Origin of the sequence: Naumannella cuiyingiana, assembly GCF_013408305.1 — a bacterium.
Classification (GTDB): Bacteria; Actinomycetota; Actinomycetes; order Propionibacteriales; family Propionibacteriaceae; genus Naumannella; species Naumannella cuiyingiana.
In genome coordinates, this window is record NZ_JACBZS010000001.1 from 3,025,025 (window position 1) to 3,043,377 (window position 18,353).

Here is an 18,353-nt window from a genome sequence, read left to right on the forward strand (position 1 = left end):
CGCTGGTCGGCGCGAGCGCACCGAACGGAAGGGGCAGGCATGAAGGTGGCGGTATTCGGCGCCGGCGGTCGGATGGGACGGGCGAGCTGTGACGCCGTCGAGGCGGCCGACGGGCTCGAGCTGGTCGCGCGGATCGACGCGGGCGACGACCGGGAGGCCGCGGCCGCCGCGCAGGTGGTGATCGACTTCACCCACCCCGATGCCGTGATGGACAATCTCGCCTGGTGCATCGACCGCGGGATCAGTGCCGTCGTCGGCACCACCGGCTTCACCCCCGAGCGGCTGGACCGGTTGCGCGGCCTGCTCGCCGACCGCCCGGAGGTGGGTGTGGTGATCGCCGCGAACTTCTCGGTCGGCGCCGTGCTGCTGATGCGGTTCGCCGAGCAGGCGGCCCGGTTCTACGAGTCCGTCGAGGTGATCGAGCTGCACCACCCGGACAAGGCCGATGCGCCCTCGGGCACCGCGATCAGCACCGCCCGCCGGATCGCCGCTGCGCGCGCCGAGGCCGGCGTACCCGCCCCGCCGGATGCCACCGTGCACGAGCTGCCCGGCGCCCGCGGCGCCGATGTCGACGGCGTCCGGGTGCACGGGGTACGCCTGCGCGGGCTCGTCGCGCACGAGGAGGTGCTGTTCGGCGACCCGGGGGAGACGCTGACGCTGCGCCACGACTCCTTCGACCGCTCCTCCTTCATGCCCGGGGTGATCGCCGCAGTCCGCGCCGTGCCCGATCGGCCGGGTCTCACGGTGGGCATCGACGACATCCTCGGGCTCGGTCGATGAGGCGAGCCCTCGCCGTCGTCGTCTCGCTGTTGGTGATCGCCGGTCTGTTGGTCGGCGCCGACCGCGGCGCGGTCTGGCTGGTCGAACGCCAGCAGGCCGAGCAGATCGCGGCCGACTTCCGGGTCACCCCGCCGCCGCGGGTCAGCTTTGCCGGCGTACCGTTCCTGACCCAGCTCGCCGCCGGGCGGTTCGAGCGCGTCGACGTGTCGGCGGCGGAGTTCACCGTGCCGGACGGGGAACGCACCCTCACCCTGCGCCGCGTCGAGCTCGCGCTGACCGATGTGCGCGGCATCGAGGCGCCGGTGGTGTCCCGGCTGGACGGCTCCGGGACGCTCGACTGGGCCGGCGTCGGCGCGCTCGTCGGGCAACCCGTCAGCTATGCCGAACCGGGCCGGATCCGGGTCGACTACCGCGCCGAGGTGTTCGGCGCCAGCGTCACCGCACGCGTGACCGGTACGCCGCAGCTCGATGTCGCCACCCAGCGGCTGACGCTCGCCGACCCGGCCGTCGCCGTCGCCGACTACGAGCTTCCCTCCGGTGTCGCCCGCCAGCTCATCGAGCGGCTCGCCGGCCCGATCCCGTTGCAACTGCCGATGGGACTGCGGGCCGAACGGCTGCAGGCCGGCCCGGACGGGCTGGCCGTGGTGGTCTCCGGCACCGACGTGCCGCTCACCCCGCCCGCCTGAGGCCGCGACCCAGCGGGGCGGCTCAGCCGATCGCGGTGTGCAGGCGTACCTGCTTCAGGCGGTTCCCGGCTTCGGTGTCGCCCAGTTCGCGGTGCGCGCCGTCGGCCGCCCAGCCCGAGGCGGACAAGAACCCGCGCAGTACATCGTCGGTCGACCTGACCCAGATCCGGGCCAACCGGTAACCGTCGGCGCGCAGCGTGTCGACGGCGGCATTCACCAGCCGCGACCCGTGGCCCCGGCGCCGGCTCACCGGATCCACCACGAACTCCGCGACCTCGCCGTCGGTGGCCTCGTCGGCATCCGGATCCTGGGCCGGCATGGTTGCCGCGAACCCGGTGACCCGGCCGTTCGTGCCGTCGACGGCGACCAGCACGCGGCACTCCGCGAGCGGCGGACGGACGATCGCGCGACGCCAGATTTCCGCGGCAGCGTCCAGCGACGCCTCGGAAAGCATCGGCGCCGAAACCTCCGGCGGAAGATCCTCCTGCCAGGCGCGGCGCTGGATCGCGGCCAGTTGTTCGGCCTCGTCGGGCAGCGCCAGGCGTACCGAATCGGCCACCGGCTGGCCCGGGGTGGATGCTGACACAAGCCGCAGCCTAGGCGCCGACGATTCGGACCGATAAATTGCCTCCGCACGGTTGCCGAATCAGGGTCGTGCTGTGGCACACTAGGTCCAAGTCCGTGGCTGTTCGTCCCCCCCGAGCGAGCAGCCGCGGACTCTAGCTTTCTCCGGCCGTCGGCGGCGCGTCCGCCGCGGCGGCACCCGGCTCTCGCGCGCCGCGGGCGCCGCTGGAGTCCCTCCCGATACGCTCGCACCCATGAACTTTCCCGAGGTGATGAACCCGCCCAAGCTGGCGAGGGACACGCTGCGCGTGATCCCGTTGGGCGGCCTCGGCGATGTCGGCCGGAACATGACGATGTTCGAGATCAACGGCAAGATCCTGCTGGTCGACTGCGGCGTGTTCTTTCCCGAGGAGACCCACCCCGGGGTCGATCTGATCCTGCCCGGTCTCGACGTGTTGTCCGATCGGCTGGACGACATCGTCGGGCTGGTGCTCACCCACGGTCACGAGGACCACATCGGCGCGGTGCCGTTCCTGCTGAAGCAGCGCGAGGACATCCCGGTCTACGGCAGCCAGCTCACCCTCGGGCTGCTGGCCGAGAAGTTCCGGGAGCACCGGATCCGCAATGCCGACCTGCGGACGGTACGCGAGGGCGAGCGGGTCGACGTCGACGGCTACGGGCTCGAGTTTGTCGCCGTGAACCACTCCATCCCCGACGCGCTCGCCGTGGCGATCCGGACCGAGGCCGGGACCGTGTTGCACACCGGCGACTTCAAGATGGACCAGTTGCCGCTGGACGGTCGGATCACCGACCTGCGCGCCTTCGCCCGGCTGGGCGAGGAGGGCGTCGACCTGTTCCTGACCGACTCCACCAACGCGGAGGTGCCGGGCTTCACCACCCCCGAGAAGGACATCCAACCCGCCCTGGACCGGGTCTTCGCGACCTCGACCCAGCGGCTCGTCGTGGCCTGCTTCGCCTCCCATGTGCACCGGGTTCAGCAGGTGATGAACGCCGCCGCCCGCTACGGCCGCAAGGTTGCCTACGTCGGGCGGTCCATGATCAAGAACATGGGCGTTGCGGAGAAGCTCGGCTATCTCGATGTGCCCGAGGGCTTGTTGATCTCCGTGAAGGACGTCGAGAAGTACCGGCCCGACGAGGTCGTGCTGATCTCCACCGGCTCCCAGGGCGAGCCGCTGTCCGCGCTGTCGCGGATGGCGAGTCGCGAACACCCCTCGATCGAACTCACCGAGGGTGACACCGTGCTGCTGGCGTCGTCGCTCATCCCCGGCAACGAGAATTCCGTCTATCGCGTGATCAACGGGCTGACCCGGCTCGGGGTACGCGTGGTGCACAAGGGCAATGCGCTCGTCCACGTCTCCGGACACGCGTCGGCGGGGGAGTTGCTCTACTGCTACAACATCGTCCGGCCCCGCAATGTGATGCCGGTGCACGGGGAGGTACGCCACCTCATCGCCAACGGCGAGCTCGCGCAGGCCACCGGCGTACCGTCGGACCGGATCATGCTCGTCGAGGACGGCGGCGTCGTGGACCTCGCCGATGGCAAGGCCGAGGTCGTCGGGCGGGTCGACGCCCCCTACATCTTCGTCGACGGCACGATGCGCGGGGTCACCGAATCGCAGCTCTCGGACCGGCTGGTGCTCGGCGAGGAAGGCTTCATCTCCATCGTCGCCGTCGTCAACCTGCACGCCAAGAAGCTGATCAGCGGGCCCGAGATCCAGGCTCGTGGGTTCCTCGAGGGTGATCAGGACAAGATGTTCGACGGCATCCGCGCCGAGATCGCCGACGCCCTGCGCTCCGCGCTGGACGAGGGGGTGTCGGACACCTACCGGCTGCAGCAGGTCATCCGCCGCCGGATCGGACGCTGGGTCTCGGGCAAGATGCGCCGGCGGCCGATGATCGTGCCGGTGGTCGTCGCGACGTAGTTCTGGGTCGCCCTCCGGCTCCCGCGCCCCTCACCCGGCCCGGGCGGAAATCTCAGTCCCGAGTCCTGTCGGCGAAGGCGGCCAGGGCCGGGCCGTCGAGACGGTAGGTCTCCCACTCGTCCTGGGGTCGGGCGCCGAGGGAGCGGTAGAACCCGATCGAGGGTTCGTTCCACTTCAGGACACACCACTCCAGCCGGGTCAGCCCCCGGTCCTGACAGAGCTGGGCGAGGCGGCCGAGGAGTGCGGTGCCGGCCCCGGTGCCCCGATGCGCGGGATCGACGAACAGGTCCTCCAGCCAGATCCCGTTCTTCCCCGTCCACGTGGAGAACGAGTAGAACCAGATCGCGATGCCGATCACCGCACCCTCGACCTCGGCGACGAGACCGTAGACATTCGGCGCGCCATCCGACGGGAACATCACCGCGGCAAAATCCTGCTCCGTCGCCTCGACGGCGTCCGGTTCCTTCTCGTAGACGGCCAGGGCGTGAACGAGGCGGAGGATGTCGGGAAGATCGTTCCGGGTGGCTTCACGGATGGCGGCGCTCATGGGTCAGGCAGTGTAGGCGCGCCGCGGGCATCGGCCCGGGCCGGCGCGGACAGCGAAGAGGCCCGATCCCCAAAGGGACCGGGCCTCTTGGCGCTGTCTGGTCAGCGAGCGACCTTGCCCGCCTTCAGGCAGGAGGTGCACACGTTCAGCCGCTTCGGCGCACCGCCGACGACGGCGCGCACGCGCTGGATGTTCGGGTTCCAGCGGCGGTTGGTCTTCTTCTTGGACCAAGGCTTGTTGTGGCCGAAGCCCGGGCCCTTGGCGCAAACATCGCACACGGCAGCCATGGAGCTCTCCTCGTCAGTCGTTTCGCGCGTACCGGCCGGCCGCGCCCGCATGCGGGAGACCCCTCCCGCGGCGTGATGGTCTGTGGTCCCGGAGCCGGGAACCGGTCAATGATAGCCGAGGCCCGGCACGCCCGCCTAATCGAAGGGGCGGGCGCGCTAGGGCTCACTGGGCCGCTTCACGCAGGCGTCGGGGGCGAGTCGCCAGCGGCGGCGCCAGCGGGCGAGATGACGACACGCCGATTCCGCGGAATAATGCCCCGGAATCGGAGGTTCCCGCACTGATGACCCGTTGCGTTTTCTGGCGCCGCCTGCACATCGACCTGCGGCGCGTGGGCACGACTGGCTGTCGCTGAGTCCGGCGACGGCGCGCCTCGGCGTACCCGCACGACGTCCCCCATCCCCGATCCGGGCGCAGCCCGGAACCGATCGAACGGATTCCGCAATGTCCTTGTCCTCTGCTCCGAGCCAGCCACGTCGCCGGTTCCGTATCCCCTTCTGGGCCCAGGTCCTGCTCGGCCTGCTGCTCGGCGCCGCGTTGGGTCTGATCGCGCGGGTCTGGTCCGTTGACTGGCTGACCCAGACCCTGAGCACCATCGGCAGCACCTTCGTCCAGTTGCTCCGCGTGATCGTGGTGCCGCTCATCCTGACCGCGATCATCGTCTCGATCGCCAATCTCCGACAGGTCCAAAACGCCCGGCTCGCGATCCAGACGCTGATCTGGTTCGCGATCACCTCGCTCATCGCCGTCGCCATCGGCATCGGCATCGGCCTGCTCACCAATCCCGGCGCGACCGCGACGATCCCGCTCGACAATGCCGCCGAGCCGTCGTCGACGGGAAGCTGGCTCGACTTCCTCGAATCGATCATCCCGGCGAACATCCTCGGCCTCGAGGCCTCCTCCGAGCTCGACGACGGATCGGTCGCCACCTCGCTGTCCTTCAACGTGCTGCAGCTCGTCGTGCTCGGCATCGTCCTCGGCGCCGCGGCGCTCGCGGTCGGCGACCGGGCCAAGGCCTTCATCGACTTCAACCGCTCGGTGCTGGAGATCACGCAGAAGATCACCTGGTGGGTGATCAAGCTCGCCCCGATCGGCTCCGGCGCCCTGATCGGGCGCGCGATCGCCGCCTACGGCTGGGACCTGGTCGCCCCGCTTGCGGTGTTCACCGCCGACGTCTACATCGGCTGCCTGATCGTCCTGCTGATCGTCTACCCGGTGTTGATCAAGGCCCACGGCCTGAGCGTGCGGCGCTTCGCCGCCGGCGTGTGGCCGACCACCCAGTTCGGTTTCGTGTCGCGTTCCTCGGTGGGCACCTTGCCGATCACCCGGCAGTCGGTACGCCGGCTCGGCGTCCCCGACGAGTACGGCTCCTTCGCCGTGCCCTTCGGCGCCACCACCAAGATGGACGGCTGCGCCGCGATCTACCCGGCCCTCGCGGCGATCACCGTGGCGCAGCTCTTCGGCGTACCGCTCGATGTCACCGACTATCTGCTGATCGCGTTCGTCTCGGTCGTCGGGTCGGCGGCCACCGCGGGCCTGACCGGAGCGATCGTGATGCTCAGCCTCACGCTCTCCACGCTCGGCCTGCCCCTGGAGGGCGTCGGCCTGCTGATCGCGATCGACCCGATCCTCGACATGATCAGGACCGCCACCAATGTCACCGGCCAGGCGCTGGTCCCGGTGATCGTGGCCAAGCGGAACGGCATCCTCGACCGCGACGTCTACGACGGACGCCGGCTGCTGGACGACGACCCCGAGGCCGCCGAGGCGCCTGCAGCCCAGGCCGCCTGAGCCGACCGGCCGGGTGCCCGCGCGGCGGCGCGGGCACCCGCCGCGGTCAGGCCGGCCGACTACGCTGACCGGCATGTCCGACCCGCCCGTCTCCGAGGCCGGTTCCGCCGGTCCGGCGACCTGGCGCACCGACGCGTACCGTCGGTTGAACAAGCGAGCCGTCTCGGTGCTCGGCGACAAGTCGCGCAAACCGTTGGACAAGCTCGGCATCGTCACGCTCGGCGACCTGGTCCGCCACGTTCCCCGCCGCTACCTGAACAGCAACCGGCTCAGCGACTTCTCCGCGCTGCGGGTCGGCGAGGACACCATCGTCGCCGCCGATGTGACCAGCGCCAAGATCACCGGCCAGCCGCCGAAGACCCGTCTGGAGGTGAAGATCACCGACGGCAGCGGTTTCCTCCGGCTGACCTTCTTCGGCCGCAGACCGCTGCTCGAGCACTGGGCACGCCAGCTCCAACCCGGCACCCGCGCCGTGTTCTCCGGCAAGGTGGGGGAGTTCCGCGGCGAGCCGCAGCTCACCCACCCCGACTACGCCGTCGTCGACGAGCACGGCTTCGAGCGCAAGGGCGCGCGCGGCCAGGCACTGGCCAACAAGGGCGGCCGCGGGCTGGCCGGCGTCGCGCGCCAGGGCGGGCTGATCGGCATCTATCCCAGCACCGCATCGCTGGGGCCGTTCGAGCTGGCCGACTTCCTCACCCTGACCCTGCACGAGCTCGGCGACATGCCCGACCCGCTGCCGGAGTGGATCCGCCGTACCGCCGACGTGCCGGAGCTCTACCACGCCATCGAGCAGGTGCACGCCCCCCGCGATCTCGACGCCGCCCGGGCAGGCCTGCGGCGGCTGCGCTTCGACGAGGCGCTGGCCTTCCAACTCGCGATGGCGTACCGCCGACGGCGCGCCGCCGCCGAACCCGGCACCGCCCGCGAGCGGCGCCCGGGCGGCCTGCTCGACGCCTTCGACGCGCGGCTGCCGTTCACGCTCACCGACGGGCAGGCCGAGGTCAGCGAACAGATCTTCGCCGACCTGGCCCGGACCGTGCCCATGCAACGGCTGCTGCAGGGCGAGGTCGGCTCGGGTAAGACCCTGGTCGCGCTGCGCGCGATGCTGGCCGTGGTCGATGCGGGCGGCCAGGCGGTGCTGCTGGCGCCGACCGAGGTGCTCGCCCGGCAGCATCACGCGACGATCGTGGCGATGCTCGGCGATCTTGCCGAGGCCGGCCAACTGACCGCCGCCGAACAGGCCACCCGCGTCGAGCTGCTGACCGGGTCGATGACCGCGGTACGCAAGCGCAACGCGAGTCTGCGGGTGGCCTCCGGCGAGGCTGGCATCGTGATCGGCACCCACGCCCTGCTCACCGACACCGTCCGGTTCGCCGATCTGGGCCTGGTCGTCGTCGACGAGCAGCACCGCTTCGGGGTCGAGCAGCGCGCGGCCCTCGGGGCGAAGGCGGAGCGGCAACCGCACGTCCTGGTGATGACCGCGACCCCGATCCCGCGGACGGTCGCGATGACTGTGTTCGGCGACCTGGAGATCTCCACGCTGACCGAGCTGCCGGCGGGCCGCGCCGACGTGCAGACCGTGGTCGTCGACGAGCAGGCCCATCCGGCCTGGGTGGACCGCGCCTGGCAGCGGATCCGGGAGGAGGTCGCCGAGGGGCGGCAGGCTTTCGTGGTCTGCCCGCGGATCTCCGAATCCGACCGGTCGGCCGAGTCCGCGCCCGGCGGCGACTCCCGGACGGTGCTGGACACCTACGCCGAGCTGACCGAGGGCCCGCTCGCCGACCTACGGGTCGCGATGCTGCACGGACAGATGCCGAGCGAGGAGAAGGACGAGACGATGCGCGCATTCGCCGCGGGCGAGCTCGACGTGCTGGTCGCCACCACGGTGGTCGAGGTTGGCGTCGATGTGCCGAATGCGTCGGTGATGGTGATCTGCGATGCCGACCGGTTCGGGATCTCCCAGTTGCACCAGCTCCGTGGCCGCATCGGCCGCGGCGCGCACCCCGGCGTCTGTCTGCTGCTCACCGCCGCCGGCACCGAGGCGGCGTCCTGGGAGCGGCTGCAGGCCATCGCCGCCACCCGGGACGGGTTCGCGCTAGCCGATGCCGATCTGGCGCAGCGCCGCGAGGGCGACGTGCTCGGCGCCAGCCAGGCCGGCGCGCGGTCCAGCCTGCGGCTGGTCCGGGTGATCGACCATGCCGAGGAGATCGCGCTGGCCCGCGACATCGCCGGCCGCGTGGTCGCCGACGACCCCGACCAGACCGACGACGGTATCGCCGACCTGGTCGCCCAGGTCGAGCGGCTGGCCGACGCGGAATGGCTGGACCGCGGATGACGCGGCTGATCGCCGGGCGGGCCGGGGGCCGCCGGATCGCGGCACCGGGTGGCGCCGACACCCGGCCCACCACCGACCGGGTCCGCGAGGCCGTCTTCTCGGCGCTCGCCGCGTGGGCCGGCACCGCCGGCGAGGCACCGGACGCCGCACTCGCGGGCCTCGGCTTCTGCGATCTGTACGCCGGTTCGGGCGCGATGGCGCTGGAGGCGGCCAGCCGCGGCGCGGCGCCCGTGCTGGCGATCGAGGCGGCGCGCCCGGCGGCCGAGATCATCCGGCGCAATGCCCGCGAGGTCGGGCTGGCCGTCACCGTGTCGGCCCAGCGGGCCGAGACCGCGCTGCAGCGCCCGGCCGGGTGTGGTTACGACATCGTCTGGGCCGACCCGCCCTATGCGCTGGACAGCGCGGACCTCGACCGGGTGATCGGCGCCGCGGTCGCGAACGGCTGGCTGGTCCCGGACGGTCTGCTGGCGATCGAGCGCTCCTCGCGTACCCCCGCCCCACGCTGGCCGCCGGGCTTCGAGCACTGGTCGCGCCGCTACGGTGAGACCACCATCCACTACGCCCAGCGTGGCCCCGATCCGGCGCCCGCGGAGAGGGACGCGTGATCGCCATCTGCCCCGGGTCGTTCGACCCGCTCACCTATGGTCATCTCGACATCATCGGCCGTGCCGCCCTGCTGTTCGACCGGGTGATCGTGGGCGTCGGCCGCAACCGCGCCAAGAACGCGCTCTTCGAGCCCGCCGAGCGACGCGAGATGATCATCGAGGCGCTCGCCGCGGAGCTGCCGGACGCGCCCGTGGAGGTACGCCTGATCGACGGCCTGCTGGTCGACTACTGCGCCGAGCACGGCATCGATGTCGCCGTGAAGGGGGTACGCCTGGCCGCCGACTTCGACTACGAGCTGCAGATGGCGCAGATGAACCGCCGGATGTCGGGGCTGGAGACGATACTGTTGCCGACATCGGCGGAGTACGGCTACATCTCGTCCACGCTGGTGCGCGATGTCGCCCGGTTCGGCGGCGAGATCGATGAGTTCGTGCCGCCGCTGATCGCCGCCCGGGTGGCCGCGGCGGGCGGGGCCTGACCCGGCGGGACGGCAGGGCCGCAGGCCCCTCGTTTTGCCTGTCCGCGGGGCCGCCGGGTAAGGTGGGCAGCCGGTCATGTCGCTGTTCCGGTTGCGGTGCATTCGAAGGGGTTTTGTCATGTCTTCGTCGCGTCGGCATCCCGATCCACGTTCCGGGCTCGTTCTCGACACCCACAACCTGCATCGGCAGGCGGGTGTCATGCGCGAGGTGCGCGAGCGGGTGGAGGCGCCGGAGGGGCTGGGCAACGACGTGATCGGCGTCCCGACCGGGGCCCCGATCGACCTGGAGCTGCGGCTGGAGGCCGTCGTCGAGGGAGTCCTCGTGACGGGGGAGGCGCGCTTCGAGGCGACGGGCCAGTGCGGGCGCTGTCTGGAGCCGGTGACCGAGCAGGTGGTGATCGACATCCAGGAGCTCTACGTCTACCCGGGCAACGAGGCCGACGGTGAGGATGCCAGCCGATTGGACGGCGAGCTGGCCGATCTCGAGCCGTTGGTGCGGGACGAGGCGCTGTTGGAACTGCCGTTCATGCCAGTCTGCCGGGCCGACTGTGCCGGGTTGTGCCCCGATTGTGGGGCGAACCTGAACGCCGACCCGGGGCACGACCACGGCCCGAGCACGGACCCGCGATGGGCGGGCCTGTCCGGGTGGGGCGAGCGCGGACCGGCGGACAACTGAACCACCGTCGCCGGACGGAACCGGCGCCGAAGCAACACCCGGCCGCACCCGCGGTCGTGATCGAGGAGAGACAACGTGGCTGTTCCCAAGCGGAAGATGTCCCGGAGCAACACCCGGCACCGTCGCGCCCAGTGGAAGACGTCGGCACCGACCCTGGTGACCTGCGCCAACCCGGCCTGCGGTGGCAAGCACCTGCCGCACACCGCTTGCCCGGAGTGCGGTCAGTACGGTCCGCGCGGGAACCGTCGCCAGGTCTTCGAAGCCTGAGCACTCGGGAAATCGGGGTTCCCGGAGTGCCGAAGCTTGACCAGGTCTGTGCCGACCTCGGCGTCGTGATGGACGCCGAGTTGCGCACGTTGGCCCTCACTCACCGGTCGTTCGCCTACGAGAACGGCGGCCTGCCGACGAACGAGCGGCTGGAGTTCCTGGGGGACGCCGTTCTCGGTCTGATCGTCACCGAACATCTGTACGCCACGCATCCCGAGGTGTCCGAGGGCAGCCTCGCGAAGCTGCGTGCCGCCGTGGTGAATGCGCGCGCCCTCGCCGAGGTGGCCCGCGAGCTCAGCCTCGGCGCGGAGGTCCGGCTCGGTCGCGGTGAGCTGGGGACCGGCGGCCAGGACAAGCCGTCGATCCTCGCCGACACGCTGGAGGCGATCATCGGCGCCATCTACCTGGTGCACGGCGCAGACGGTGCGTCGCGCTTCGTGCATCACCTGTTCGACCCGCTGATGAGCCGTGCTGCGAAGCTGGGCGCCGGCCTGGACTGGAAGACGAGCCTGCAGGAGCTCGCCGCCGGCACCGGCCACGGTGCGCCGTGGTACGGGGTGACCGAGTCCGGGCCCGACCACGACAAGCGGTTCGAGGCGCACGCCCATGTCGGCGAACTCACCTTCGGTCCGGGGGTGGGCCGCAGCAAGAAGCAGGCCGAACAGGAGGCCGCCAGCATCGCGTTCGCCGCGATGAAGCACATGTCGGAGGCCGCGCCGCGCCGCGCCGCGCTCGACGACGAGCCGGTCGGCTTCCTCGACGACTGATGCCGGAGCTACCCGAGGTCGAGGTGGTCCGTCGGGGGCTCGCGGCCGCTCTGACGGGTCGGCGGATCAGCCGGGTCGACGTGCTGCACCCCCGGCCGGTGCGCCGTCATCCCGACGGCCCGGAGGGCTTCGCGGCGGCGCTGACCGGGCGTACCTTCGCCGAGCCGCGCCGCCGCGGCAAGTATCTGTGGCTGCCGCTGACCGACGGCGATGCCGTGCTCGCTCACCTGGGGATGAGCGGGCAGTTCCGCCTCGACCCGCCGGGCGCGCCCGATGTGCGCAATACCCGGATCCGGTTCGCCTTCGCCGACGCCGGCCGCGAGGTGCGCTTCGTCGACCAGCGGATGTTCGGCGGTCTGTCGCTCGCGCCGGGCGGCGCGGAGCTGCCCGCCGAGATCGCGCACATCGGGCGTGACCCGTTCGACCCGGAGTTCGATCTCGACGAGTCGGTACGTCGGATCCGGCGGCGGCGTACCGGTATCAAACGCGCCCTGCTGGACCAGACGCTCGTCTCCGGCATCGGCAACATCTACGCCGACGAGGCGCTGTGGCGCGCGAGGCTGCACTACGACCGGCCGGCGGAACGGCTGTCCGCGGCGCGGGTGCGGGAGTTGCTGGGCCACGCCCATGACGTGATGGCCGGCGCGCTCGCCCAGGGCGGGACGAGCTTCGACGAGCTGTACGTCGACGTCAACGGCTCGTCCGGACGAATGACATTGGATGTATACGGGCGGGAAGGTCGCCCGTGCAAGCGCTGCGGCACCCCGATCGTGCGCGAGCGATTCATGAACCGCTCCAGCCACTTTTGCCCAGTCTGCCAGCGGAAACGCTAGCCGAACGCTCGCGTTCAACCCAACCACGAGTGATAATCCGACCTCTGTCATGACGGATCGTCAGGCGGCTCAGTCGAGCTGTCGACGCCAGAACGGGTCGTCTGCCCAGTCGTCGGGGATGCCCATGCCACGCAGGTTCATCGCGGGGCGGGAGTCGACCAGTTCGTGAAGTCGCCGCGCCCAGCCGCTGCGCGGGGAGATCGTTTCCAGGACCGTCTGCAGGGAGACGAGGACGGGGTAGAGCCGCTTCCTCGATCTCTCGGGCAGCGCTTCGGTTCCTTCGAGCCAGGACACGATGGGCGAGTTCGGGATCGCCGGGTAGACGCCGAGGCCGACGTTCCACAGTCGGCCGTGGTGGGCGCAGACGTTGCGAACGCGGACGTAGGTCTGCATCCAAGACTCGAGCACGGGCGCTGTCAGGCCGATGCTCCGGGCGACGGCGGTCCGATCAGAGCGGCGCTTCAGATTCCGGTACCCGCTAGTGAGCTGTCCGACGGTGAGGGTCTCGACCATGAGCCAGGACGGCGGCAGCTCGGGTGAGCCGTAGGTGGTGAGGTAGTGCTCGAGCGCCGAGCGGTGGACCAGCGAGTCCTCCCCGGCGTCCGGGGTGCCGCGGAGCCGCTCGTCGCAGGTGTCCCTGACGATCTTCAGAAGTCCCGCATGCTTGCCGCGGTCGCGGAAGTGTGAGGCGTCCATGTACCAGTGCGGGTCGTCGTAGACCGTCGACATGTGATCGGTCAGCGCCGCGCGCACGGCGACCTCGACGCGCTCGAGGGCGTCGATGACCACCGAGCGCAGCGCCCGGTCGAAAACGTAGAGGTCGAGCACGTCGTCGAACGACGTCCCATCTCGCAGGCGATGCTCCGGTCCGGCCGTCTGAAACGGGATCGTGTAGGGGGAGAGGCGGTAGTATCCGATGTGGCGCAGGTGCCGCAGCGCCCGGTCCCGGTTGACGATGACCAGTCCGCGGTCGGCGAGGCGGTCGACGAGATCTTCCAGCTCCATTGGCGGCTTGTCGTAGCTCAGCGTTCCGCGCGGGCGGGGCGCGCGGCGCGGCTGCGGCATCGACGCTCCCTCCTCTATGCGGGCAGAGAAAATCCCCCAAGTGCGCATCGTGGAGAGGCGTGGGGGATGTAGTGCCCTCAGGCTACCACGGACGGGTCGAGGCGTCGACCGTGCGCGTCTGTCGGCCGACGAGCACCACCACCTTGCGGCCCGGTGCGTAGCCGGAGTCGTGAGGTTCAAGAAGTCGTCGCGGGTGCGCGCCGCTCGATGAGCACGGTGTCCCGCCACTGGCCGGCGAGCGGCCCGCACGGCATCAGCCCGATCCGCTCGCGGCGTCCGACGACCCTGAATCCGGCGCTCTGGTGGAGTTTCAGGCTGGCGGCGTTCTCGGGGAAGATCGAAGACTGGACCGTCCAGACGCCTGATCGGTCGGCGACGGCGAGGAGGTCTCCGAGCAGCTGCGATCCGACGCCGCGCCCGGCCGCGTGAGGGGCGACGTAGACCGAGTGCTCGACGACGCCCCGGTAGACGGGGCGGGCCGAGACGGGTCCGGCGGCGGCCCAGCCGAGCACGCGGTCATCACCGTCGACGGCGACGAGCATGAGGTCGGGACGCTTGCCGGACGCGAACGCGTGCCAGTCCGGCGGGGGCTCGGCTTCGAAGGTGGCGTGGCCGGTGGCGATGCCTGCGCGGTAGATGGCCTCGACGGCGGGCCAGTCGGCCGGCGTCATGGGCCTGGTCGCCAGCGGCTCCATCAGGCGTTGAGCGCCTTGGCTGCGGCGGCGAGGGTGTCGATGGTGGGGCGGTAGTAGGCCCAGCGGCCGCGCTGCTCGCGGGCGACGAGCCCGGCCTCGACGAGCAGCTTCATGTGGTGGGAGACGGTGGGCTGGGAGAGCCCGACGGGCTCGGTGAGGTCGCAGACGCACATCTCGCCGTCGCTGCTGCCGGCGATGAGGGACATGAGCTTGACCCGGGTGGGGTCGCCGAGGGCCTTGAACACCTTCGCGAGGTCGTGGGCGAGGCCGTCGTCGATCGTCTCGCCGAGGACGCAGCAGGGCGCGACGTCGGCCGTGGCCTCGGTGGCGGGAGGAGTGCTCATGCCTCCATTCTGCCTCACGTATTGACATCTGTCGATACGTGAGGCAGGCTCGACACATCGAAGAACGTCAATACGTGGAGGTTGCAGTGAATCCCGTCATCGTCATCGGAGCCGGCCCGCAGGGTCTGGCCGCCGCCGCCCACCTGCTCGAGCGCGGGCTGGAGCCGCTGGTCCTGGAATCGGGCGACACCCCGGCGTCGGCTGTCACGGAGTGGGGCCATGTGCGCCTGTTCTCGCCGTGGTCGGAGCTCACCGATCCCGCGGCCCGCCGCCTGCTCGAGCCCTCCGGCTGGAGCACGCCTGACAAGGACTACCCGACGGGCGCGCAGTGGGTCGAGGGCTACCTCGCCCCGCTCGCCGAGGCGCTGGGCGACCGCGTCCGGTACGGCTCGCGCGTGGTCGGGGTGGGCCGGAAGGGCCGCGACCTCTCGGTCGACGCCGGTCGGGCCGAGCAGCCGTTCGTCGTCCACGTCCGCCGCGCCGACGGGAGCCAGGAGCGGTTCGAGGCGCGTGCGGTGATCGATGCCTCGGGCACCTGGCGGGCCCCGAGCCCGGCGGGCGCGGACGGGCTGCCTGCCCTGGGCGAGGTCGACGCGGTCGAGGCCGGTCTGCTCGGCCATCGCACGCCGAGCCGGGATGAGGCTGCAGCCCTCGCCGGGAAGCACGTCGTGGTCGTCGGCAGCGGGCACTCGGCAGCGACCGCCATCGGTGACCTCGCGGCGGTGGTGCGCCGCGAGCCGGGCACCCGGGTGACGTGGGCGCTGCGCCGCGGCTCCGTCGGCAACGCGTTCGGCGGCGGGCCCGCCGACGAGCTGCCCGAGCGCGGTGCCCTGGGCCAGCGGGCGAGGAAGGCCGTCGAGGACGGCCTCGTCGACCTGGTCACCGGGTTCCGCACCGAGGAAGTGCGGATCGAGGACGGCCGGGCGGTCCTGGTCGCCGAGGACGGCCGCCGGCTCGCTCCCGCGGACCGGGTGGTCGTCGCGACCGGGTTCCGCCCGGACCTGTCGTTCCTGTCCGAGGTGCGCCTGGACCTGGACGTGCGGCTGCAGGCCCCGGCGAAGCTCGCCGCCGAGGTCGACCCGAACGTCCACTCCTGCGGCTCGGTGCGCGCCACGGGCGCGGCCGACCTCGCCCACCCGGAGCCCGGCTTCTACATCGTCGGAGCGAAGTCCTACGGCCGCGCTCCGACGTTCCTGGCGATGACCGGGTACGAGCAGGTCCGCAGCGTGGCCGCCGAGCTCGCCGGTGACCACGACGCCGCGTCGCGGGTGGAGCTGGAGCTGCCCGACACCGGGGTGTGCGGCGGGTCGGGCCTGTTCGACGCGCCCGAAGAGGCGTCGTCCGGCGGCTGCTGCGCGCCCGCGCCGCAGCTGATCCAGCTCGGCACGAGGACGGCGGGATGAGCCGCGGCCGCCTGATCGTCGTCGGCGGCGGCCAGTCCGGGCTGGCCGCCGCCCGTGCCGGGCTCGTGAACGGCTGGGAGCCGGTCCTCATGGAGGCCGGGCCGGAGCCGGTCGGGTCCTGGCCGCGCTACTACGACAGTCTGCGCCTGTTCTCCCCGCGCGGCTACAGCGCCTTCCCCGGCCACCCATTTCCCGGCGACCCGGACGGCTACCCGGGCCGCGACGAGGTCGTCGACTACCTCCGCGGCTATGCCCGCAGTCTTGATGTCGAGATCCGAACCGGGGCTCGGGTCGTCGGCGTGGCCGCGGACGGCCTCTCGTTCATGGTCGAGCTGGCCGACGGGAGCAGGTTCGAGGGGTCCGCGCTGATCGCCGCCTCGGGCTCGTTCGGCAACCCGCACGTGCCGACGATCCCCGGTCAGAGAGCCTTCGGCGGCCGGGTCCTGCACGTGGCCGACTACCGGTCCCCGGAGGAGTTCTCGGACCAGCGGGTCGTGGTCGTCGGCGCGGGCAACTCCGCCGTCCAGGTCGCCCACGAGCTCGCCGACCACGCCAGGACGTCGCTGGCGGTGCGGGACCGGGTCCGGTTCGCGCCGCAGGTCATCGCCGGAAAGGATCTGCACTGGTGGTTGAAGGTGACCCGCGCCGACCTGCTGCCGCCGTCGGTCCTCGCCCGGATCGTCACCGGCACCCCAGTGATCGGCACCGACAAGTACCGGAAGGCGCTGGAGGCGGGACGCCCCGACCAGCGGCCCATGTTCGCCGAGTTCGCCTCCGACGGTGTCGTGTGGCCGGACGGCTCGCGGGAGCAGGTCGACGCGGTGGTGTTCGCGACCGGTTACCGGCCGCATCTGCCGTACCTGCGTTCCCTCGGCGTCCTCGACGAAGCCGGCATGCCGAGACATGACCGTGGGGTCGCGACCGGCCTGCCGGGTGTGGGTTTCCTCGGTCTGGAGTTCCAGCGCTCGTTCTCCTCGAACACGCTGCGCGGGGTCCACCGCGACGCCGACTACGTGGTCACGGCTCTGGCCGGGCAGCCGCGGGGTGCCGCCGTTGCCTGAGCTGGCGACGCGCCCAGCGCTGGGGACGGTGCTGGCGGCGCTGTGCGTGACCGAGATCGCCTCCTGGGGCCTGCTCTACTACGCCTTCCCCGTCCTCGCCCCGCGGATCAGCGCCGACACTGGCTGGTCGCCGGTCGTCGTCGCCTCGGCATTCTCGGCCGCGCTGGTCGTCTCGGCGCTGGCCGGGGTGCCGGTCGGCCGGGTCATCGACCAGCACGGGCCGCGCCGCATCATGTCCGCCGGCTCGATCCTCGGCGTCCTCGCCCTCGTGGTGATCGCCGTCTCGCCGGAACTGCCGGTCTTCATCGGTGGCTGGGTGCTGGCCGGGGCCGCGATGGCCGGGGTGCTCTACCCGCCGGCTTTCGCCGCGATCACCGGCTGGTTCTCGGGTCGACGCCTGGGTGCGCTGGCGACGCTCACCCTGGTCGCTGGCCTGGCCAGCACGGTGTTCGCTCCGCTGACCGCGACCGTCGGCGCGCACGTGGGCTGGCGGGCGACCTACCTGTGGGCGTCGGTCGTCCTCGCCGTGCTCACGGTCCCGGCTCACTGGTTCCTCCTGCGTCGGCCCTGGCCCGCGAAGCAGCACCCCGAGGAACCCGCCGTCGACCGCGCCCACGCAACGGAGGTCCTGCGCAGCGCACGGTTCCGGCTGCTCGCAGCGGGACTCACCCTGGTGTCGCTGGCGATGTACTCCGGACTGCTCGCCCTGGTCCCGCTCATGCTCGAGCGCGGCCTGACCGCGCAGTCCGCGGCATGGGTGTTCGGCCTCGGCGGCATTGGCCAGGTCGCCGGCCGCCTCGTCTACACCGGTCTGGCGCGCCGCGTCCCGCTGACCGCGCGCACCGCGACGGTGTTCGTCCTGGTGTCGGCGAGCACGCTCGCCCTCGCCGTCGTACCGGGCCCGGTCGGCCTGCTGGTCGCGGCGGCGATGGCCGCCGGGATCGGGCGCGGGATCGCGACGCTGCTGCAGGCGACCGCGATCACCGACCGCTGGGGCCCGCGCGCCTACGGCCACCTCTCCGGCGTCCTGGGCCTGCCGGTGCTGCTGGCCACAGCCCTCGCCCCGTTCGCCGGCGCGGTGCTGGCCGAGGCGACCGGCGGCTACGCGCACGCGTTCCTCGTCCTCGCCGCCCTGGCAGCGGTCGGGACGGTGCTCATGATCGCCAGCTCACGCACCCAGGCTCCCCGCCGGGCGGAGGCCACGGCCGAGCAGACGGCGTGACCCGG

General features: G+C 71.6%; 20 protein-coding genes. 14 read left to right on the forward strand and 6 right to left on the reverse strand.

Annotated elements, in window-relative coordinates; all coding sequences use genetic code 11:
* Positions 1 to 39: 39 nt before the first annotated feature.
* Both dapB and GGQ54_RS14165 read left to right on the forward strand, forming a co-directional pair.
* Positions 40 to 780 (forward strand): 4-hydroxy-tetrahydrodipicolinate reductase, encoded by a 741-nt coding sequence (gene dapB / locus GGQ54_RS14160; RefSeq protein WP_179445977.1) that lies wholly within the window; start codon positions 40 to 42, stop codon positions 778 to 780.
* Positions 777 to 1,466, forward strand: a complete 690-nt coding sequence (locus GGQ54_RS14165; protein WP_179445978.1) for an LmeA family phospholipid-binding protein — start codon at positions 777 to 779, stop codon at positions 1,464 to 1,466. Before dapB ends, GGQ54_RS14165 begins: the two co-directional genes overlap by 4 nt.
* A gap of 22 nt (positions 1,467 to 1,488) precedes the next feature.
* Here GGQ54_RS14165 and GGQ54_RS14170 read toward each other — a convergent pair whose 3' ends face one another.
* Positions 1,489 to 2,052 (reverse strand): GNAT family N-acetyltransferase, encoded by a 564-nt coding sequence (locus GGQ54_RS14170; protein WP_179445979.1) that lies wholly within the window; start codon positions 2,050 to 2,052, stop codon positions 1,489 to 1,491.
* A gap of 250 nt (positions 2,053 to 2,302) precedes the next feature.
* Here GGQ54_RS14170 and GGQ54_RS14175 point away from each other — a divergent pair, with 250 nt between their 5' ends.
* Positions 2,303 to 3,973, forward strand: coding sequence for a ribonuclease J (locus GGQ54_RS14175; RefSeq protein WP_179446629.1), 1,671 nt, complete (start codon positions 2,303 to 2,305; stop codon positions 3,971 to 3,973).
* A 52-nt stretch (positions 3,974 to 4,025) separates the two neighbouring features.
* Here the strand turns inward: GGQ54_RS14175 and GGQ54_RS14180 are convergent, their stop codons facing one another.
* Positions 4,026 to 4,520, reverse strand: a complete 495-nt coding sequence (locus GGQ54_RS14180) for a GNAT family N-acetyltransferase (protein WP_179445980.1) — start codon at positions 4,518 to 4,520, stop codon at positions 4,026 to 4,028.
* 101 nt (positions 4,521 to 4,621) lie between these two features.
* Complete coding sequence (gene rpmB, locus GGQ54_RS14185; protein ID WP_179445981.1) at positions 4,622 to 4,807, reverse strand: 50S ribosomal protein L28; 186 nt, start codon at positions 4,805 to 4,807, stop codon at positions 4,622 to 4,624.
* A gap of 442 nt (positions 4,808 to 5,249) precedes the next feature.
* On the opposite strand from rpmB, the gene GGQ54_RS14190 reads away from it, so the two are divergent.
* The 8 genes from GGQ54_RS14190 (at position 5,250) to mutM (ending at position 12,558) form a co-directional block, all read left to right on the forward strand.
* Positions 5,250 to 6,596 carry a dicarboxylate/amino acid:cation symporter gene (locus GGQ54_RS14190; protein WP_179445982.1) on the forward strand — a complete coding sequence of 449 codons (1,347 nt, stop codon included), beginning with the start codon at positions 5,250 to 5,252 and terminating at the stop codon, positions 6,594 to 6,596.
* Between the two features lie 73 nt (positions 6,597 to 6,669).
* A complete protein-coding gene (locus GGQ54_RS14195) occupies positions 6,670 to 8,931 on the forward strand; it encodes an ATP-dependent DNA helicase RecG (protein ID WP_179445983.1) in 2,262 nt (753 codons plus the stop codon).
* On the forward strand, positions 8,928 to 9,536 hold the full coding sequence (rsmD, locus tag GGQ54_RS14200) for a 16S rRNA (guanine(966)-N(2))-methyltransferase RsmD (protein WP_179445984.1): 609 nt from the start codon (positions 8,928 to 8,930) through the stop codon (positions 9,534 to 9,536). The genes GGQ54_RS14195 and rsmD overlap by 4 nt, the downstream gene beginning before the upstream one ends.
* Entirely contained in the window at positions 9,533 to 10,015 is a 483-nt protein-coding gene (gene coaD / locus GGQ54_RS14205) for a pantetheine-phosphate adenylyltransferase (RefSeq protein ID WP_179445985.1), read from the forward strand. The genes rsmD and coaD overlap by 4 nt, the downstream gene beginning before the upstream one ends.
* A gap of 118 nt (positions 10,016 to 10,133) precedes the next feature.
* A complete protein-coding gene (locus tag GGQ54_RS14210) occupies positions 10,134 to 10,691 on the forward strand; it encodes a YceD family protein (RefSeq protein WP_179445986.1) in 558 nt (185 codons plus the stop codon).
* A 75-nt stretch (positions 10,692 to 10,766) separates the two neighbouring features.
* Complete coding sequence (gene rpmF, locus GGQ54_RS14215; RefSeq protein ID WP_179445987.1) at positions 10,767 to 10,958, forward strand: 50S ribosomal protein L32; 192 nt, start codon at positions 10,767 to 10,769, stop codon at positions 10,956 to 10,958.
* A gap of 68 nt (positions 10,959 to 11,026) precedes the next feature.
* Positions 11,027 to 11,725 (forward strand): ribonuclease III, encoded by a 699-nt coding sequence (gene rnc, locus GGQ54_RS14220; protein WP_218844199.1) that lies wholly within the window; start codon positions 11,027 to 11,029, stop codon positions 11,723 to 11,725.
* Positions 11,725 to 12,558 carry a bifunctional DNA-formamidopyrimidine glycosylase/DNA-(apurinic or apyrimidinic site) lyase gene (gene mutM, locus GGQ54_RS14225; protein ID WP_179445988.1) on the forward strand — a complete coding sequence of 278 codons (834 nt, stop codon included), beginning with the start codon at positions 11,725 to 11,727 and terminating at the stop codon, positions 12,556 to 12,558. The genes rnc and mutM overlap by 1 nt, the downstream gene beginning before the upstream one ends.
* Before the next feature lie 69 nt (positions 12,559 to 12,627).
* Here the strand turns inward: mutM and GGQ54_RS14230 are convergent, their stop codons facing one another.
* The 3 genes from GGQ54_RS14230 to GGQ54_RS14240 all read right to left on the reverse strand — a co-directional run bounded on the left by GGQ54_RS14230 (position 12,628) and on the right by GGQ54_RS14240 (position 14,662).
* Positions 12,628 to 13,623, reverse strand: a complete 996-nt coding sequence (locus tag GGQ54_RS14230) for an Abi family protein (protein ID WP_029144380.1) — start codon at positions 13,621 to 13,623, stop codon at positions 12,628 to 12,630.
* A 176-nt stretch (positions 13,624 to 13,799) separates the two neighbouring features.
* Positions 13,800 to 14,318 carry a GNAT family N-acetyltransferase gene (locus GGQ54_RS14235; protein WP_029144379.1) on the reverse strand — a complete coding sequence of 173 codons (519 nt, stop codon included), beginning with the start codon at positions 14,316 to 14,318 and terminating at the stop codon, positions 13,800 to 13,802.
* Positions 14,318 to 14,662 (reverse strand): ArsR/SmtB family transcription factor, encoded by a 345-nt coding sequence (locus GGQ54_RS14240; RefSeq protein ID WP_029144378.1) that lies wholly within the window; start codon positions 14,660 to 14,662, stop codon positions 14,318 to 14,320. Before GGQ54_RS14240 ends, GGQ54_RS14235 begins: the two co-directional genes overlap by 1 nt.
* 74 nt (positions 14,663 to 14,736) lie before the next feature.
* Between GGQ54_RS14240 and GGQ54_RS14245 the strand changes: the two genes are divergently transcribed.
* The 3 genes from GGQ54_RS14245 to GGQ54_RS14255 are packed head-to-tail and all read left to right on the forward strand — an operon-like array spanning position 14,737 to position 18,348.
* The gene (locus GGQ54_RS14245; RefSeq protein WP_029144377.1) at positions 14,737 to 16,065 is read left to right on the forward strand and encodes an FAD-dependent oxidoreductase; all 1,329 of its coding nucleotides are present in this window, start codon (positions 14,737 to 14,739) and stop codon (positions 16,063 to 16,065) included.
* Positions 16,062 to 17,126: a flavin-containing monooxygenase gene (locus tag GGQ54_RS14250; protein ID WP_029144376.1), complete on the forward strand. Its 1,065-nt coding sequence runs from the start codon at positions 16,062 to 16,064 to the stop codon at positions 17,124 to 17,126. The genes GGQ54_RS14245 and GGQ54_RS14250 overlap by 4 nt, the downstream gene beginning before the upstream one ends.
* Positions 17,119 to 18,348, forward strand: a complete 1,230-nt coding sequence (locus GGQ54_RS14255; protein ID WP_207947907.1) for an MFS transporter — start codon at positions 17,119 to 17,121, stop codon at positions 18,346 to 18,348. The genes GGQ54_RS14250 and GGQ54_RS14255 overlap by 8 nt, the downstream gene beginning before the upstream one ends.
* Positions 18,349 to 18,353: the final 5 nt, after the last annotated feature.

Bases quoted from the DNA above. Each gene is read 5' to 3' on its own strand.
- dapB (WP_179445977.1), top strand. From the start codon at position 40: ATGAAGGTGGCGGTATTCGGCGCCGGCGGTCGGATGGGACGGGCGAGC.
- GGQ54_RS14165 (WP_179445978.1), top strand. From the start codon at position 777: ATGAGGCGAGCCCTCGCCGTCGTCGTCTCGCTGTTGGTGATCGCCGGT.
- GGQ54_RS14175 (WP_179446629.1), top strand. From the start codon at position 2,303: ATGAACCCGCCCAAGCTGGCGAGGGACACGCTGCGCGTGATCCCGTTG.
- GGQ54_RS14180 (WP_179445980.1), bottom strand. From the start codon at position 4,520: ATGAGCGCCGCCATCCGTGAAGCCACCCGGAACGATCTTCCCGACATC.
- rpmB (WP_179445981.1), bottom strand. From the start codon at position 4,807: ATGGCTGCCGTGTGCGATGTTTGCGCCAAGGGCCCGGGCTTCGGCCAC.
- GGQ54_RS14190 (WP_179445982.1), top strand. From the start codon at position 5,250: ATGTCCTTGTCCTCTGCTCCGAGCCAGCCACGTCGCCGGTTCCGTATC.
- GGQ54_RS14195 (WP_179445983.1), top strand. From the start codon at position 6,670: ATGTCCGACCCGCCCGTCTCCGAGGCCGGTTCCGCCGGTCCGGCGACC.
- rsmD (WP_179445984.1), top strand. From the start codon at position 8,928: ATGACGCGGCTGATCGCCGGGCGGGCCGGGGGCCGCCGGATCGCGGCA.
- GGQ54_RS14210 (WP_179445986.1), top strand. From the start codon at position 10,134: ATGTCTTCGTCGCGTCGGCATCCCGATCCACGTTCCGGGCTCGTTCTC.
- rnc (WP_218844199.1), top strand. From the start codon at position 11,027: ATGGACGCCGAGTTGCGCACGTTGGCCCTCACTCACCGGTCGTTCGCC.
- mutM (WP_179445988.1), top strand. From the start codon at position 11,725: ATGCCGGAGCTACCCGAGGTCGAGGTGGTCCGTCGGGGGCTCGCGGCC.
- GGQ54_RS14230 (WP_029144380.1), bottom strand. From the start codon at position 13,623: ATGCCGCAGCCGCGCCGCGCGCCCCGCCCGCGCGGAACGCTGAGCTAC.
- GGQ54_RS14235 (WP_029144379.1), bottom strand. From the start codon at position 14,318: ATGGAGCCGCTGGCGACCAGGCCCATGACGCCGGCCGACTGGCCCGCC.
- GGQ54_RS14240 (WP_029144378.1), bottom strand. From the start codon at position 14,662: ATGAGCACTCCTCCCGCCACCGAGGCCACGGCCGACGTCGCGCCCTGC.
- GGQ54_RS14250 (WP_029144376.1), top strand. From the start codon at position 16,062: ATGAGCCGCGGCCGCCTGATCGTCGTCGGCGGCGGCCAGTCCGGGCTG.